This window comes from Pseudomonas sp. GW821-FHT09E12 (genome assembly GCF_059416085.1).
The window spans coordinates 201,056-215,877 of the sequence record NZ_JBWKOM010000009.1; the positions used below are offsets into that span (position 1 = coordinate 201,056).

Sequence of the window (14,822 nt, forward strand, 5' to 3'; positions counted from 1 at the left end):
TGCCTGTTTTTTGGGTTCGCCAACATGGGGCGTTATTGGTGATTCGGATCCCCTGAATGGTGCGTGAAATGCTGAAAATGGCGAAAAATTTATATCAATTGCACCATTTAAATTCATAACTGCGACATTTTGCTCTGTCATGGTGCTGTTCGAGTTGCTAAAGTCCCGGGCAAATCTGCGTTAACGACAATAAATTTGCCGAGACTTTCCCATGATCGAATCCGTCGAAGACTTCCTCGCCCGCTTGAAAAAACGCGACCCGGACCAGCCTGAATTCCACCAGGCGGTGGAAGAGGTGCTGCGCAGCCTGTGGCCGTTCCTGGAGGCCAATCCGCATTACCTGACCTCGGGCATTCTCGAGCGCATCTGTGAGCCGGAGCGGGCGGTGGTGTTTCGTGTGTCGTGGGTCGACGATCAGGGCAAGGTCCAGGTCAATCGCGGGTTCCGCATCCAGATGAACAGCGCTATCGGCCCGTACAAGGGCGGTTTGCGCTTCCACCCTTCGGTCAATCTGGGGGTGCTGAAATTCCTCGCCTTCGAGCAGACCTTCAAGAACTCCCTGACTTCGCTGCCCATGGGCGGCGGCAAAGGCGGCTCGGACTTCGATCCGAAGGGCAAGAGCGACGCCGAGGTGATGCGCTTCTGCCAGGCCTTCATGAGCGAGCTGTATCGCCATATCGGTTCGGACGTGGACGTGCCGGCGGGGGATATCGGCGTGGGCGCCCGGGAAATCGGCTTCCTGTTCGGCCAGTACAAGCGCCTGAGCAATCAGTTCACTTCGGTGCTGACCGGCAAGGGCATGAGTTACGGCGGCAGCCTGATCCGTCCGGAGGCTACCGGCTTTGGCTGCGTGTACTTCGCCGAAGAAATGCTCAAGCGCCGTGACGAGCGGGTGGAGGGCAAGCGCGTGGCGATTTCCGGCTCCGGCAACGTGGCGCAATACGCCGCGCGCAAGGTCATGGACCTGGGCGGCAAGGTGATCTCCCTGTCGGACTCCGAAGGCACGCTGTACTGCGAGGCCGGGCTGACCGAGGAGCAATGGCAGGCGGTGCTGGAGCTGAAGAACGTCAAGCGCGGGCGCATCAGCGAGCTGGCGACGCGGTTCAACCTCGAGTTCCTTGCCGGACAGCACCCCTGGGAGTTGCCGTGCGACATCGCGCTGCCGTGCGCCACCCAGAACGAACTGGACGCCGAGTCGGCACGCACGCTGCTGCGCAACGGCTGCATGTGCGTGGCTGAAGGGGCGAACATGCCGACCACCCTGGAGGCTGTGGATATCTTTATCGAGGCCGGCATTCTGTTCGCCCCGGGCAAGGCGTCCAACGCCGGTGGCGTGGCGGTCAGCGGGCTGGAGATGTCGCAGAACGCCATGCGCCTGCTGTGGAGCGCCGGCGAGGTGGACAGCAAGCTGCACGGCATCATGCAGTCGATCCACCACGCCTGCGTGCATTACGGCGAAGAAAACGGCCGGATCAACTACGTCAAAGGGGCCAACATCGCCGGCTTCGTCAAGGTCGCCGATGCCATGCTGGCCCAGGGCGTGGTTTAAGCCGGGTCGATGCGGATCACCTCGATCAACTGATCGCCCGCCGGCCGCTGCCACAGCACTTCATCGCCAAGCTGGGTGCCCAGCAGCGCCCGGCCCAGCGGCGAGCCCCAATTGATCAGGCCCTTGGCGACATCGGCCTGATCCTCTCCCACCAGTTGCACACACTGCTCGGTGCCGTGCTCGTCGGCGAAGATGACCCGGCTGCCGATCTGCACTTTCGACCGCGATGTCGCCTGGGGAACCACCTGGGCGCTTTGCAGGCGCTGGTTGAAGTAGCGCAGGTCGCGTTCGATATCGGCCAGCTGCTGTGGGTCCGCCTGGTCGCCCAGCGCCGATTGTTCGTTGTGCCGGGTTTGTAGGAACGCGACCTTGGCCTGCAGTTCGCTCAGGCCCTGCGGGGTGACGTAGTTGGGCTGCGCGCTGATCTGCCGTTCCACGGGTTGGTCGGCCTGGGCGGCAGTCAGTTCCTCATTGACGAAGGCTCGGCTCATGGGCGTTTTCCCGTAATGGAGGTGTGGGCCATGGTCGCAGCCTTTTGGTTTCTGGCCATGCCTGAAAGCGACTTACTGTGAGCGATAGGCTCGCGCGGCGTCGCGGTCTTTTTCTTCTTGCCAGGCGCGTTCGCGTTCGTCCCAGTGACGTTCCCGATAATCGTTGCGGTCCTGGTTTTCCAGCATGGCCTGGCACTGGCGAAAGCCGTCGCTCCAGCCTTCGGCGTATTGCGGGTCCTTGAGGTAGCGCGGCACGTTCTTGCGAAATTCGCCGTTGATCGCCCCGGCGGCCTGGCGACCGCTGGCGCAGCCATCATCGAAGCCGTCGGCGAAGGCCGGCGGATAACCCTGCTTGAGCAACTGCTCGTGGGTCGTCTCGCAACCGGTCATCAACGCCAGCAACGCTGCCACTACCGCATACCGCCACATCTCTGACTCCCACGCCGTTCAACGGCTGATAGAGAAAGTCTAGAAGGGGATTCGTCAGTGGTCTGTGAAAGCACGGTGAGAATGCTACCGGGCGTCAGTAGTGGTACCACTTCAGTTCCAGCATCACCTCGTTTTCCGCCGTGGCCAAGTGGCTGAACTCGCGCTGGGCGCTCAGGCGCAGGCCCAGGTTGCGCGACAGCTCCCATTGCTGGTTGAGGCTCAGGCTGCGACGCACCTCGCCATTGGTGAAGTAATCGCCCTTGGCTTCGACGCTGAAATTGCCCAACGGGTTTTTCCACAGCAGGCCGGTGTTGAAGCCGGCCGCCGGGGTGATGAAACCGGCGAAATCGGCGTTGTGCTCGACGCGCACGGTGCCCAGGGCGAAGCCGAGCATGTTCTCGCTGAGCTGCCAGGTGCCGCCACCGCCACCGTTGACATGGCTGACCAGGGTTTCATCGTCGTGTTTGCCCGGCACCCGCTCCAGGCCGCCGGTGACCTGCCAGGACCAGGGTTGCAGCAGTTCGTTACGCGGCGTCAGCGAACGAATGGTCGCCAGGTCCAGTTGCTGTAGCTGCCAATTGTTGCCTTCGTACTGGCGCAGCTTCATCTGCAGGATTTCGATCTGTGCGCCCAGGGGGAAACCTTCGGCGTTGTCATTGAGGTCGTGATAGGCCATGCGCAGCCCGTATTCGCCAAAGGCCTGGTCGCCGCGGGTGCCCACGCCGACCTGCCAGGTGCGCGATTCATGGCCGTCTTCCGGCAGGCCAGGGCGTTCGATGGACAGTTCGGGCGGCGGGTTGCGGTTGATCGCCCGCAACAGCTCGAAACTGCGCTGCGCCCGTTGCGGATCGCGCTCTTGACCGTTGGCCCGGTAGCGCTCAAGGCGATAGGCCGCATCGATGATCAACGCCTGGCGGTCTCGTGGCAGGGCCTTGAAGGCCGGCTCCTGCAACTGTTGCTGGTCGGCGCTGACCTTCAGCACCCATTGCTGTTCGTCGCTGCTCAGCGGCTTGGCGCGCTCGAGCAGCTCACGTTCGCGGGACGGACGATATTCGATCTTCTCCACCAGGCCGGCTTCCTTCACCGCCTTGACGGTGTCGGTAGGAATCGCCGTCAGCGGGAATTGCCCGGTCAGGCGCAGGCTCGGACGGGCGACCTGCAGCAGCTCGAGCAAGCGGTAGGAGCAGTTCTCGTCGAAGAAGAAGTAGTCGAACTTGATCTGCTTCAGTTCCCAGACGTGCTCGACCATGCGTTCGGTTTCGGCCTGGGTCAGGTTCAGCCGGTATTCCCACAGGTCGCGGTTTTCCAGGCTGCGGTACTCCGAGAGCTTTTCCTGGTAGGGCACCAGGGCGAACAGGCCGGGATAGCCGCCCATCAGGCCTTTCCAGGCATAGAGAATGCTGTTGTCCGAGCCTTCGATATAGGCGCCGAAGTTGATCGCGTAGCTGAGCAGGGCGGTGTGGTTGCTTTGGACGTCGGCCTGGTCGATGCGCAGCAGGGTATGGCCGAACATCGACGACGGGCTGTTCAGGTAGGCCGCCGGGAAAATCATCACCGTGCTGTGGGGCGAGACGTCCTTGAACCACTGGTTGAACTCATTGCAGTCCACCGCCGGCAGATCGCTCAGGCGCAGCTGGGCCTTGAGCCAGCGGGTGCGGGCGGGGTACACGCATTGAGCATGCTGGTTGCCGCTGCTGGCGGGGGCGTAGAGCGCGTCAAGGGTGGCCTTGAGTTCGGCGTCGGGGTGTTCGGCACCGTCTTTGGCGAGGAAAAACTTCGGGTCGCTGACATAGCTGCGCCAGCCACCGAGCTTGGCGGTTTCGTAGTGGCCAAGGGAAATCCAGAACGGATCGCTGGCCAGTTGCTGCAAACGTGAGTGGTCGATTTGTGGCGCGGCGGACAGCGGGGCGCAGACACAGAGCGCCAGGGAGGCAAGGCGTTTGAGCATGGTGGGCAACTTGAGTCGGAAAAAACAAAGACCCGGGAGGGGTCATGTCCGAAAAACAAAAGCCCGCTCCCCGAGAAGAGCGGGCGGGTCGAGATTAAGCCGGGGTGGCGTACTTGGCCAGGCGTGCATCGCTTTTCAGCACGGCCAGGGTGTTGGTGTGCACATCTTCCGCGGTCACATCGGCTTTGCTGAAGATCTGCTGGAAGTGCTCGTGGGTGACCGCGGCGAAGTGCGCGCGGTCTTCAGGAGCGACGCCCAGGACCACGGCGTAGGTGGTCAGCGCTTCGCCTTCACCTTTGGCCATGTCTTCGGAGAGCTCGTTCATCATGCCATTCATGGCAAACCAGGATTTGCCGCCGTAAGTCAGCGCGCTGTTGGTCGAGCAGCCGTTGGTGCCGGAAGTCATACCGAAGGTCGCGTTACCGGAGGTGCCGTTGGTGGTGGAGGCCAGGAAGTGAGCCGGAGTGCCGCGCTGTCCTTCGAACAGCAGGTTGCCCCACCCACAATCCGGACCGCCTGGCGCTTGGGCCATTGCATTGATGGAAACAGCGGTGAAGAGAGTACCGAGAAGAATCCGTTTCATAGCTTTGTTCTCTTTATGTGCAAACCAATGGACAAGGGTTCTGGCCCATGTCGGCGCCAGTGGGCCGGTTATTAGTCCAGCCGCGCAGCTTGGAGTTTAGGCAGATTCCAAGGGTTCCGTGTTTTTTTGCATGACATTCCTTGAAATAGACGGTTTTTATGCTGTCTGCGTGGGGCCGGGGATTTGCCCGCGCTTTCGCTGCGTCGCGCCTTGCCAGCCGCTGTACCCGGCGCCAGAATGCCCCATCTGCCCCGCCTGATGTAAGGAAGCCCGATGCCTGATCCTGTTGCTGCCAGCTTGCGTCTAGCGCCCGAAGCGCTGACCCGTCCGTTTTCCGCTGAACAGTTCAGCTTCTCGACCACCAATGATTTGGAGCCCTTTCGCGGTGTGCTTGGCCAGGAACGTGCGGTCGAAGCCTTGCAGTTCGGTGTGGCCATGCCACGCCCCGGTTACAACGTCTTTGTCATGGGCGAGCCCGGCACTGGCCGCTTCTCTTTCGTCAAACGCTACCTGAAGGCTGAAGGCAAACGTCTGCAGACCCCGTCCGACTGGGTCTACGTCAACAATTTCGATGAGCCGCGCGAGCCACGCGCGCTGGAGCTGCCTTCGGGGGCCGCGGGTGCGTTCATCAGTGACATCAACGGCCTGATCGACAATTTGCTGGCGACCTTTCCGGCGGTCTTCGAGCATCCGTCCTATCAACAGAAGAAAAGCGCCATCGACCGCGCGTTCAACCAGCGTTACGACCGTGCCCTCGACGTTATCGAGCGCCTGGCGCTGGAGAAGGACGTCGCGCTGTACCGCGACAGCAGCAATATCGCCTTCACCCCGATGCTCGACGGCAAGGCGCTGGACGAGGCCGAGTTCGCGCAATTGCCCGAAGCCGATCGCGAGCGTTTCCATGAGGACATTTCCGCCCTGGAAGAGCGCCTCAACGAAGAACTGGCGAGCCTGCCGCAGTGGAAGCGCGAGTCGAGCAACCAGCTGCGTCACCTCAACGAAGAAACCATCACCCTGGCCTTGCAGCCGCTGCTGGCGCCGCTGTCCGAGAAGTACGCGGAAAACGCCGGTGTATGCGGTTACCTGCAAGCCATGCAGGTGTACCTGCTCAAGACTGTGGTCGAGCAACTGGTGGACGACAGCAAGACCGACGCAGTGGCCCGCAAGCTGCTGGAAGAACAGTACGGCCCGAGCCTGGTGGTCGGTCACCCGGCCAGTGGCGGCGCGCCGGTGGTGTTCGAGCCGCACCCGACCTACGACAACCTGTTTGGTCGCATCGAATACAGCACCGACCAGGGCGCGCTCTACACCACTTACCGGCAGTTGCGTCCGGGTGCCCTGCATCGGGCCAATGGCGGTTTCCTGATTCTCGAAGCCGAGAAGATGCTCAGCGAACCCTTTGTCTGGGATGCCCTCAAGCGGGCCCTGCAATCGCGCAAGCTGAAGATGGAGTCGCCGCTGGGCGAACTGGGGCGCCTGGCCACCGTGACCCTGACCCCGCAACACATCCCGTTGCAGGTCAAGGTCGTGATCATTGGTGCCCGCCAGCTGTACTACACGCTGCAGGACCTGGATCCGGACTTCCAGGAAATGTTCCGCGTACTGGTGGACTTCGACGAAGACATCCCGATGGTGGACGAGAGCCTCGAACAGTTCGCCCAGTTGCTGAAAACCCGCACCTCCGAAGAAGGCATGGCGCCGCTGACCGCGGATGCGGTGGCGCGTCTGGCAACCTACAGCGCCCGGCTGGCGGAGCACCAGGGGCGCTTGTCAGCGCGTATTGGCGATCTGTTCCAGCTGGTCAGCGAGGCGGACTTCATCCGTCACCTGGCCTCGGACGAGATGACCGATGCCGGGCACATCGAACGGGCGCTCAAAGCCAAGGCCACCCGTACCGGGCGGGTTTCGGCGCGGATTCTCGACGACATGCTGGCGGGGATCATTCTGATCGACACCGATGGCGCCGCCGTGGGCAAGTGCAACGGGCTGACGGTGCTGGAAGTGGGCGACTCGGCCTTTGGCGTGCCGGCGCGGATTTCCGCCACGGTCTACCCGGGGGGCAGCGGTATCGTCGACATCGAGCGCGAGGTCAATCTCGGCCAGCCGATTCACTCCAAGGGCGTGATGATTCTCACCGGCTACCTGGGCAGTCGTTACGCCCAGGAATTCCCCCTGGCGATCTCGGCAAGCATCGCGCTGGAGCAATCCTACGGTTACGTCGATGGCGACAGTGCGTCGCTGGGCGAGGCATGCACGCTGATCTCGGCCTTGTCGAAAACCCCGCTCAAGCAATGTTTTGCCATTACCGGATCGATCAACCAGTTCGGCGAAGTGCAGGCGGTTGGCGGGGTCAACGAGAAGATCGAAGGCTTCTTCCGCCTCTGCGAAGCTCGGGGCCTGACGGGCGAGCAAGGTGCGATCATTCCTCACGCCAACGTCGCCACCCTGATGCTCGATGAGAAGGTGCTGGCGGCGGTCCGCGCCGGGCAATTCCATGTGTATGCCGTGCGCCAGGCTGACGAGGCCCTGAGCCTGCTGGTCGGCGAGCCCGCGGGCGAGCCGGATGCGGATGGCCAGTTCCCGGAAGGCAGCGTCAACGCGCGGGTGGTGGAGCGCCTGCGGGTCATCGCTGAAATGGTCAGCGAGGAGGACCTCAAGGAAGCGGAAAAAGAGCAGGCGCAAGAGGCATTGGCGCAAACCAAGCCGGCATGAGCCTTGCCGCGGCGAGGGCTTGGCCTTCGTCGCGGCGCCGGTCCGCTGGCGTCAACTTTCGTGAATAGACCATTCGGCGCCTGTTCAGCCGGTCAACTTTGCTTCTCAGGCTTTTCTTCCTATTCTCAGGCAAGGAGAACGACAGTCGTCACTGGATCGAAACAGTCTTCACATGAGGGCTGAATACCGGATCTACCGAGGGTCGCCGCCATGTCGCGCAACCTCTGCCTTACCCGCCAGTGTCTTGGCCTGGTCACCCGTATCGAATGCAGTATCCGCCCGCTGGCGGGAGATAACGGAATGTGGACCCTACTGTTCGCGGCCGGAATGGCTGGCGAGCAACCTTCGGCCATCAAGGCCCAGGGACCTTTCTGCGGTCCCAGCGTGGCTGAATCCATCCTTGATTCCATCGTCGAAAGCCTGACCACCCATGGTTATGAGCTGGCCGACGATCCGCAGATCTGGTGCCTGCACCTTCAGGCGCAACTACGGCAGATCAATGGCGAACGCTGCCGCCATTGACGCAATCTCCCATTAATCCCTACCGCTGAGTCCTACTCGGCGGGTGGTGGGTTCTCCAGCTTGTCGAGCTTGACCTCAAAGCCATATTCGACGGTATTGAGTTCGCTGCGCTGGTAGGTTTCCAGCTCGGTGGGCTGTCCATAGAAGTAATGCACGTCGAACAAGGCCGGGCCGTTTGCCGGCGCCTCATGGCTGACTGCAAGAATCTCCTTCAGGTACTGGCCGCTGGCTTCCTTGGCGTAGAAACGCCAGGCCTCGGCCGGGAACAGGCGCTGGTCGACGATCAGCGCATTGCCCCGCAGCTCCAGGCCTTTGGGTAGTTGGCTGACGGGCAGGGCTTTCTTCTCGATGCTGGCCAGGAACAGCGGGATCGCACCGACGGCGTAAGCCGGGGTTTCCGGGAACAGGGTCAGGTCGTAAGTGATCGAGCTGCGCATCGGATCGACCTCGACTGCCTCCGATGGCAGTTCGATGGGCTCGCCGCGTTTGCCGTTTTCGTTCTGGGTGAAGAAGGTCACGGGGCTGTCGCCGGTGGAAAAGGACGTGCCCAGCAACTCGTCATTGAAGGTTCTCGGGTGGTCGAACTCGATCCGCGCCGCGCTGGCGTCTTCGGTGGATTGATGAACGACCACGCTTTTCTTCAAGGTTTCTTGGTCGAGATTGGCGCCCTTGAGGTAGTTCGGTGCCTGATCGTCATACACCACTACCGGCATGGGCAGGGGCTGGATCTTGCTGTCGGTGGTCAGAGGGTCGAAGCGTCGCACCGGCAGATTGAGGTCTTTGCGAGTGATGGTGGCTGCGGAGAAGTCCAGCACATTGACTTCGAGCTTGTCGATCAGGCCGTTGAAATACACCTTGGTGTAATGGCTGTGCTGCTCGCGCTCGAAGGCTTTGCGCTCATTTTCGAGCTGCTGCTCGAACGCTTGGCTCCAGGCCTTCTGCCTCTGCATTTCGCTGAGCTGTTTGGTGTAGAAGGCGATCTGTTGGCTGTTTTCGTTGATCGACCCGGAGCGCGAAAGGATCTGCCCGGTAGTGTCCCGTGCCTGCACCAGCAATGGGTTGAGCGGCGTCTCGCTGAGTTCGGGCGACAATGGGGCGCTGTTGGTCAACTCGATTTCGGCGCTGTTCTTGTCCAGGGACAGCAGTTTCACGCTGACATTCTTGTCGCTGCGTTGCTTGCCGATATCGGCCTTGCCCAGTTCGAAGGTGAGGACCTGGTGTGGCGCGATCACTTCGGCCTTGCCTTGCAGCGTCACGGGTTGGGGCTGGTTCTTGTTTTCGACTTCCAGGCCTTCGATGAACGGGTAGGTCACCGTCAGGTCATCCGGGTTGGTCAGGTTGGAGCTGGACGGGCTCAACTGGATGCCGGGATCGGTTTCCGACCATTCGGGTTGGAAGGCGATGACCTTGCCGTTGCTCAGGGTTACGGATTGCCATTCCAGGCCGTGGGGGAAGGGGAATTGCGCCGGCATGTTGAAGCTGAAGGGAAACACCGGCTGCAGGTCGGTCAGGTAGTCGGAATTGGAGGTCTTGCGTAGTACGAACAGGCCGTTGAGGTAGGTGTCGACCAGCGCCTGCGGGCTGGGGTAGTGCTTGAGCAGGGCCAGGGCGTCATCGCCGTATTCGGTCTCGATGGACTTGTTCTGGAGCCGCAGTTGCGCGCGTTCGAGCAGTAACAGCGAACCGCCCAGATCGGCGATGGCGTCCTTGAGCTTGGGGTCCTGGATAGCGTCCAGGGATTGTTCGAACTGTGCGGTTTTCTGTTCCAGGCTGACTTGCTGCTTCTCGTCGCTGGGCGAGCAGCCGCTGCTGAGCAGTACCGCGATACACAGGCCGGTACCCGCCAAAGGCAATCGCAAATCCATTCTCCAGGCTTCCTGTCCGATGTCATTGAGCTGTTCACGTGATTCCGACACTAGCAGAAAACGCTTTGGCAGACGCGCAGGTAATGGATTTGGTTGCGGTTTATGGGCTTTTGGCCGGCTGATATACTCGCCGCCGTTTTCAGACCTGTGTGAGATTCAATGGAACGTTTTATCGAGAATGCAATGTACGCCTCGCGCTGGCTGCTGGCGCCGATCTACTTTGGTCTGTCGTTGGGGCTGCTGGCCCTGGCCCTGAAGTTCTTCCAGGAAGTCTTCCACGTCATTCCCAACGTGTTCAGCATGGCCGAGTCCGATCTGATCCTGGTGCTGCTGTCGTTGATCGACATGGCGCTGGTCGGTGGCCTGTTGGTGATGGTGATGATCTCCGGCTACGAGAACTTCGTGTCCCAGCTGGACATCGACGAGGACAAGGAAAAGCTCAACTGGCTGGGCAAGATGGACTCCTCCTCTCTGAAGATGAAGGTGGCCGCGTCCATTGTGGCGATCTCCTCGATCCATCTGCTGCGGGTATTCATGGATGCGAAGAACATCGAGCCGCAGTACCTGATGTGGTACGTGATCATCCACATGACCTTTGTGATTTCGGCCTTCGCCATGGGCTACCTGGACAAGCTGACCAAGCACTGATCGCCTGGTCACCGCTGTAGCCGCGCCGCCCGGCCGTTGTGAAACGGACGGGCGGCGTCGTTTGTGGCTTGTGCTTTTACCGGCCGAGGCATATCCCTGTAAAGGTCACGGGCTTGAACTGCGCGAGGTGCACTCATGAACCTGCACGAGTTGAATGCTTATGCCGTCGCCGGAAAAATCGACGAGCTGAACCTGATCTCCCTCGAAGGCGGCATCTATCTGCTCGAGGCGCGGATGCATGGGGCGGCCTATCCGTTGAGCGATGCCCACGGTCAGATGTTGCATCTGCGTTCGGTGGAGCATGCCCGGGAAGTGTTGCACGCCTTTCCCAAGCTGCCCTTCAACCTGATCCATGCCTCAGTGCATGACGAGATGTGTGGCCTCTCGGCCGGTACCGATGACAGCCTGCGGGTGCCCCTCGCCGTCCGCTCGGCCTGACAGGCGGGACGCACGTTCATCATCGCCATGGCATCTGTGCTAGTCTGCTCGCCCTTTTGGTTCCGGGCGTCCCGGGATGCGCTGTGTCCGCACGGCGGATTTCCGAGCCGTCCGCACAGCGGAGCAGTGTCATGTCCGAAGTAAATCTGTCCACCGACGAAACCCGCGTCAGCTACGGTATCGGCCGTCAGCTGGGCGACCAGCTGCGTGACAACCCGCCACCGGGCGTGAGCCTGGACGCCATCCTGGCTGGCCTGACCGACGCGTTCGCCGGCAAGCCTAGCCGTGTAGGCCAGGAAGAAATGTCCGCCAGCTTCAAGGTGATCCGCGAAATCATGCAGGCCGAAGCCGCTGCCAAGGCTGAAGCCGCTGCTGGTGCGGGCCTGGCTTTCCTGGCTGAAAACGCCAAGCGTGAAGGCATCACCACTCTGGCCTCCGGCCTGCAGTTCGAAGTGCTGACCCAGGGCGAAGGCGCCAAGCCATCCCGTGAAGACAGCGTGCGTACCCACTACCACGGCACCCTGATCGACGGCACCGTGTTCGACAGTTCCTACGAGCGCGGCCAGCCTGCGGAATTCCCGGTCGGCGGCGTGATCGCTGGCTGGACCGAGGCGCTGCAACTGATGAATGCCGGTAGCAAATGGCGTCTGTACGTGCCGAGCGAGCTGGCTTACGGCGCGCAAGGCGTTGGCAGCATCCCGCCGCACAGCGTTCTGGTGTTTGACGTCGAGTTGCTCGACGTTCTGTAAGCCTCAGCTGCCGGGTTGAGCTTGCTCGCGATCCATACGCCGTGTTTGCGGTGTAGGGATCGCGAGAAGGCTTGCCTTGGCAGAGGGGTCAGGTGGGGTCATAGACGTATTTTTGCGCTCAGGCCTTGCCCTTCGGCTGTTCCAGTAGGGCGCAAGGCCCGTGCATAGCAGAACAGAAACAGGTTGCGCACCAGTTCCTTGAGCACCACTGGTTCGCTGGAACTCAGGCCGTTGAGGTCCAGGTCGCCCTGATCCTGCAGCTCGTTCAAGGCTTCTTCTTCCAGTACCGCACAGACTTCCCCGGTTTCCCGATGCAGGATTCTCAGGTAAGGGTGTGGGCGGTCCAGCCATGCGTCGATCAAATAAGTCATGGGTCTCATCTCCTTGATGGGTTTCAATGAGAATAATTCTTATTCAATGAATAGCAAGTACCTATTGGCGGTTTCTGCTTTTTTCTGTGTGGAAATTATTGTGGGTCAAAAGGGCTGGCCTTTTGATATTTAGCGGGAAATGAGGGGAGCCTAGCGGGAGCGGGGAGGGCTTCACCCCGTGCCTGGCACGGGGCGATAGCCGGAATATCAGACCTTGCGGACGAACTCGGACTTGAGCTTCATCGGGCCGATACCGTCGATCTTGCAGTCGATGTCGTGGTCGCCATCGCACAGGCGGATGTTCTTGACCTTGGTGCCGACCTTGACCACCAGCGAGGTGCCCTTGACCTTGAGGTCCTTGATCACGGTGATGGTGTCGCCGTCTTGCAGGACGTTACCGACCGAGTCCTTTTTCACGGTTTCATCGGATGCGGCCTCGGCTTCGCCGTTGGCGGACCATTCGTGGGCGCATTCCGGGCAGACCAGTTGGGCGCCGTCTTCATAGGTGTATTCGGAATTGCATTTCGGGCAGGGTGGCAGCGTGCTCACTAAGGCTCCTCGGATTCAGGAAGGCTAAAAAAGCGCACATTATATAGGGTTTTGCTTGGGGAAGGGGTATAGCGGGGGATCGAGGGGGAAAGCATCACGAACAAGCCCGCTCCTGCGCAGGGCAGGAGCGGGCTTGTGTGCAGTCGGATCTTAGTGGGTGCGGGCTACGGCGAATTCGCTCAGTTCCACCAGCGCGTCGCGGTATTCGCTCGGCGGCAGGGCTTCCAGGCAGGCAATGGCGCGAGCGACATAGTCGCGGGCCAGTTGCGCGGTGTAGTCCAGGGAACCGGAGGCCTCCACGGCAGCGCGGATGCTTTCCAGGTCTTCGATACCGCCTTTCTGGATCGCCTGGCGCACCAGGGCAGCCTGTTCCGGCGTGCCTTCGCGCATGGTGTAGATCAGCGGCAGGGTCGGCTTGCCTTCGGCCAGGTCGTCGCCGACGTTCTTGCCCAGGGTTTGTGCGTCACCACGGTAGTCGAGCAGGTCGTCCACCAGTTGGAAGGCCACGCCCAGGTGATCGCCGAAGGTGCGCAGGGCTTCGCTCTGCTCTTCGGTGGCGCCGGCCAGGGCGGCGGCGCTGTGGGTCGAGGCCTCGAAGAGCATCGCAGTCTTGCCGCGGATGACTTCCATGTAGGTTTCTTCGGTGGTGCTGGCATCACGGACTTTCGACAGCTGCAGCACTTCGCCTTCGGCGATGATGCGGGTGGCCTGCGAAAGGATTTTCATCACCGGCATCGAGCCCAGCTCGACCATCATCTCGAAGGAGCGCGAGTACAGGAAGTCGCCCACCAGCACGCTCGGGGCGTTGCCCCACATGGCGTTGGCGGTCGAGCGGCCGCGGCGCATGCCGGACATGTCGACCACGTCGTCATGCAGCAGGGTGGCGGTGTGCAGGAATTCGATGGTGGCGGCCAGCAGGCGCAGGTCGTCGCCTTCGCGACCCAGGGCCTTGCCACACAGCAGCACCAATAAAGGACGCAGGCGTTTACCCCCGGCCGAGGTAATGTAGTCGCCGATTTTCGATACCAGCGGCACTCGGGAGGTCAGCTGCTTCTTGATGATGCCGTCGACGGCGCTAAAATCGTCCGCCACCGCGCGGTAGAAAGCTTGGGGTTGCATCAGCGACAGGTGCTCCAGAAGGGTTGCGCGGCATGCTAGGACCCACGTCCGGGGCTGTCAAGGCGCGATGGACGGCCCCTTGCATCGCCAAGACAGCTTGCGTACAATCGCGCACCCTGAACTTCCTGGGCAGCACCTGCCTTACGCAATTGCACTTGGGCCGTTCCAGCCCCATGCAGCCATGCCAGCCAATACCTCTTCTTATAAAGAGCTGGGTGAGCAGGATTATCGGAGAAATACCATGTACGCAGTAATCGTTACCGGCGGTAAGCAATACAAGGTCGCTGAAGGTGAATACCTGAAGATCGAAAAACTGGAAATCGCCACTGGCGAATCCGTGACTTTTGACCGCGTTCTGTTGGTTGCCAATGGCGACGACGTGAACATCGGCGCACCTGTTGTTGCTGGCGCAACCGTCAAGGCTGAAGTGATCTCCCAAGGTCGTCACGATAAAGTCCGCATCATCAAGTTCCGTCGCCGTAAGCACCACATGAAGCGTATGGGCCACCGCCAGTGGTTCACCGAGATCAAAATCACCGGTATTCAGGCTTAATTTCAGCCTAATTCCTCACTAGGAGAATTGAACTCATGGCACACAAAAAAGCTGGTGGTAGTACCCGTAACGGTCGCGACTCAGAAGCCAAACGCCTTGGCGTGAAGATGTATGGCGGCCAGGTCATCAAGGCCGGCAACATCATCGTGCGTCAGCGCGGCACCCAATTCCACGCTGGCTACGGCGTTGGCATGGGTAAGGATCACACCCTCTTCGCGAAAATCGAAGGCGTGATCAAGTTTGAAGTAAAAGGCGCCTTCGGTCGTCGTTACGTGAGCGTCGTCGCGGCTTAATTG

At 61.0% G+C, this 14,822-nt stretch carries 16 protein-coding genes; 8 read left to right on the forward strand and 8 right to left on the reverse strand.

Annotated features, from left to right (window positions below; translation table 11 throughout):
- Window positions 1–211: 211 nt before the first annotated feature.
- Window positions 212–1,549: an NADP-specific glutamate dehydrogenase gene (gdhA, locus tag AC07PQ_RS25010; RefSeq protein WP_274304684.1), complete on the forward strand. Its 1,338-nt coding sequence runs from the start codon at window positions 212–214 to the stop codon at window positions 1,547–1,549.
- On the opposite strand, the gene AC07PQ_RS25015 is transcribed toward gdhA, so the two are convergent.
- The 4 genes from AC07PQ_RS25015 to AC07PQ_RS25030 all read right to left on the reverse strand — a co-directional run bounded on the left by AC07PQ_RS25015 (window position 1,546) and on the right by AC07PQ_RS25030 (window position 5,000).
- Window positions 1,546–2,040 (reverse strand): GreA/GreB family elongation factor, encoded by a 495-nt coding sequence (locus AC07PQ_RS25015; protein ID WP_007924763.1) that lies wholly within the window; start codon window positions 2,038–2,040, stop codon window positions 1,546–1,548. The two genes, gdhA and AC07PQ_RS25015, sit on opposite strands and share 4 nt — an antisense overlap.
- Before the next feature lie 72 nt (window positions 2,041–2,112).
- Window positions 2,113–2,469 (reverse strand): hypothetical protein, encoded by a 357-nt coding sequence (locus tag AC07PQ_RS25020; protein ID WP_009045718.1) that lies wholly within the window; start codon window positions 2,467–2,469, stop codon window positions 2,113–2,115.
- Window positions 2,470–2,563: 94 nt separating this feature from the next.
- Window positions 2,564–4,417: a DUF7840 domain-containing protein gene (locus tag AC07PQ_RS25025; protein ID WP_493186529.1), complete on the reverse strand. Its 1,854-nt coding sequence runs from the start codon at window positions 4,415–4,417 to the stop codon at window positions 2,564–2,566.
- A 94-nt stretch (window positions 4,418–4,511) separates the two neighbouring features.
- Window positions 4,512–5,000, reverse strand: coding sequence for a DUF3015 domain-containing protein (locus tag AC07PQ_RS25030; RefSeq protein WP_007924760.1), 489 nt, complete (start codon window positions 4,998–5,000; stop codon window positions 4,512–4,514).
- A 273-nt stretch (window positions 5,001–5,273) separates the two neighbouring features.
- Between AC07PQ_RS25030 and AC07PQ_RS25035 the strand changes: the two genes are divergently transcribed.
- Window positions 5,274–7,712: a Lon protease family protein gene (locus AC07PQ_RS25035; protein ID WP_007924759.1), complete on the forward strand. Its 2,439-nt coding sequence runs from the start codon at window positions 5,274–5,276 to the stop codon at window positions 7,710–7,712.
- 210 nt (window positions 7,713–7,922) lie between these two features.
- Window positions 7,923–8,234: a PA4575 family protein gene (locus AC07PQ_RS25040; protein ID WP_007924756.1), complete on the forward strand. Its 312-nt coding sequence runs from the start codon at window positions 7,923–7,925 to the stop codon at window positions 8,232–8,234.
- A 32-nt stretch (window positions 8,235–8,266) separates the two neighbouring features.
- On the opposite strand, the gene AC07PQ_RS25045 is transcribed toward AC07PQ_RS25040, so the two are convergent.
- The gene (locus AC07PQ_RS25045) at window positions 8,267–10,099 is read right to left on the reverse strand and encodes a hypothetical protein (RefSeq protein WP_493186528.1); all 1,833 of its coding nucleotides are present in this window, start codon (window positions 10,097–10,099) and stop codon (window positions 8,267–8,269) included.
- A 159-nt stretch (window positions 10,100–10,258) separates the two neighbouring features.
- Between AC07PQ_RS25045 and AC07PQ_RS25050 the strand changes: the two genes are divergently transcribed.
- From AC07PQ_RS25050 to bamJ, 3 genes are all read left to right on the forward strand, one after another.
- The gene (locus AC07PQ_RS25050) at window positions 10,259–10,747 is read left to right on the forward strand and encodes a TIGR00645 family protein (protein ID WP_007924753.1); all 489 of its coding nucleotides are present in this window, start codon (window positions 10,259–10,261) and stop codon (window positions 10,745–10,747) included.
- Window positions 10,748–10,882: 135 nt separating this feature from the next.
- Window positions 10,883–11,185, forward strand: a complete 303-nt coding sequence (locus AC07PQ_RS25055) for a DUF6482 family protein (RefSeq protein WP_009045713.1) — start codon at window positions 10,883–10,885, stop codon at window positions 11,183–11,185.
- Between the two features lie 131 nt (window positions 11,186–11,316).
- Entirely contained in the window at window positions 11,317–11,934 is a 618-nt protein-coding gene (gene bamJ / locus AC07PQ_RS25060; RefSeq protein ID WP_007924751.1) for a BamJ family beta-barrel-assembly machinery protein, read from the forward strand.
- A 98-nt stretch (window positions 11,935–12,032) separates the two neighbouring features.
- Here the strand turns inward: bamJ and AC07PQ_RS25065 are convergent, their stop codons facing one another.
- The 3 genes from AC07PQ_RS25065 to AC07PQ_RS25075 all read right to left on the reverse strand — a co-directional run bounded on the left by AC07PQ_RS25065 (window position 12,033) and on the right by AC07PQ_RS25075 (window position 13,973).
- Window positions 12,033–12,305, reverse strand: a complete 273-nt coding sequence (locus AC07PQ_RS25065) for a PA4570 family protein (protein ID WP_007924750.1) — start codon at window positions 12,303–12,305, stop codon at window positions 12,033–12,035.
- A gap of 207 nt (window positions 12,306–12,512) precedes the next feature.
- Window positions 12,513–12,854 carry a zinc ribbon domain-containing protein YjdM gene (locus AC07PQ_RS25070; RefSeq protein ID WP_007924748.1) on the reverse strand — a complete coding sequence of 114 codons (342 nt, stop codon included), beginning with the start codon at window positions 12,852–12,854 and terminating at the stop codon, window positions 12,513–12,515.
- Window positions 12,855–13,004: 150 nt separating this feature from the next.
- Window positions 13,005–13,973, reverse strand: a complete 969-nt coding sequence (locus AC07PQ_RS25075; protein WP_007924747.1) for a polyprenyl synthetase family protein — start codon at window positions 13,971–13,973, stop codon at window positions 13,005–13,007.
- Between the two features lie 241 nt (window positions 13,974–14,214).
- On the opposite strand from AC07PQ_RS25075, the gene rplU reads away from it, so the two are divergent.
- Together rplU and rpmA are read left to right on the forward strand one after the other, a co-directional pair.
- Window positions 14,215–14,526: a 50S ribosomal protein L21 gene (rplU, locus tag AC07PQ_RS25080; protein WP_007924746.1), complete on the forward strand. Its 312-nt coding sequence runs from the start codon at window positions 14,215–14,217 to the stop codon at window positions 14,524–14,526.
- 35 nt (window positions 14,527–14,561) lie between these two features.
- Complete coding sequence (rpmA, locus tag AC07PQ_RS25085) at window positions 14,562–14,819, forward strand: 50S ribosomal protein L27 (protein ID WP_003228360.1); 258 nt, start codon at window positions 14,562–14,564, stop codon at window positions 14,817–14,819.
- Window positions 14,820–14,822 lie beyond the last annotated feature (3 nt).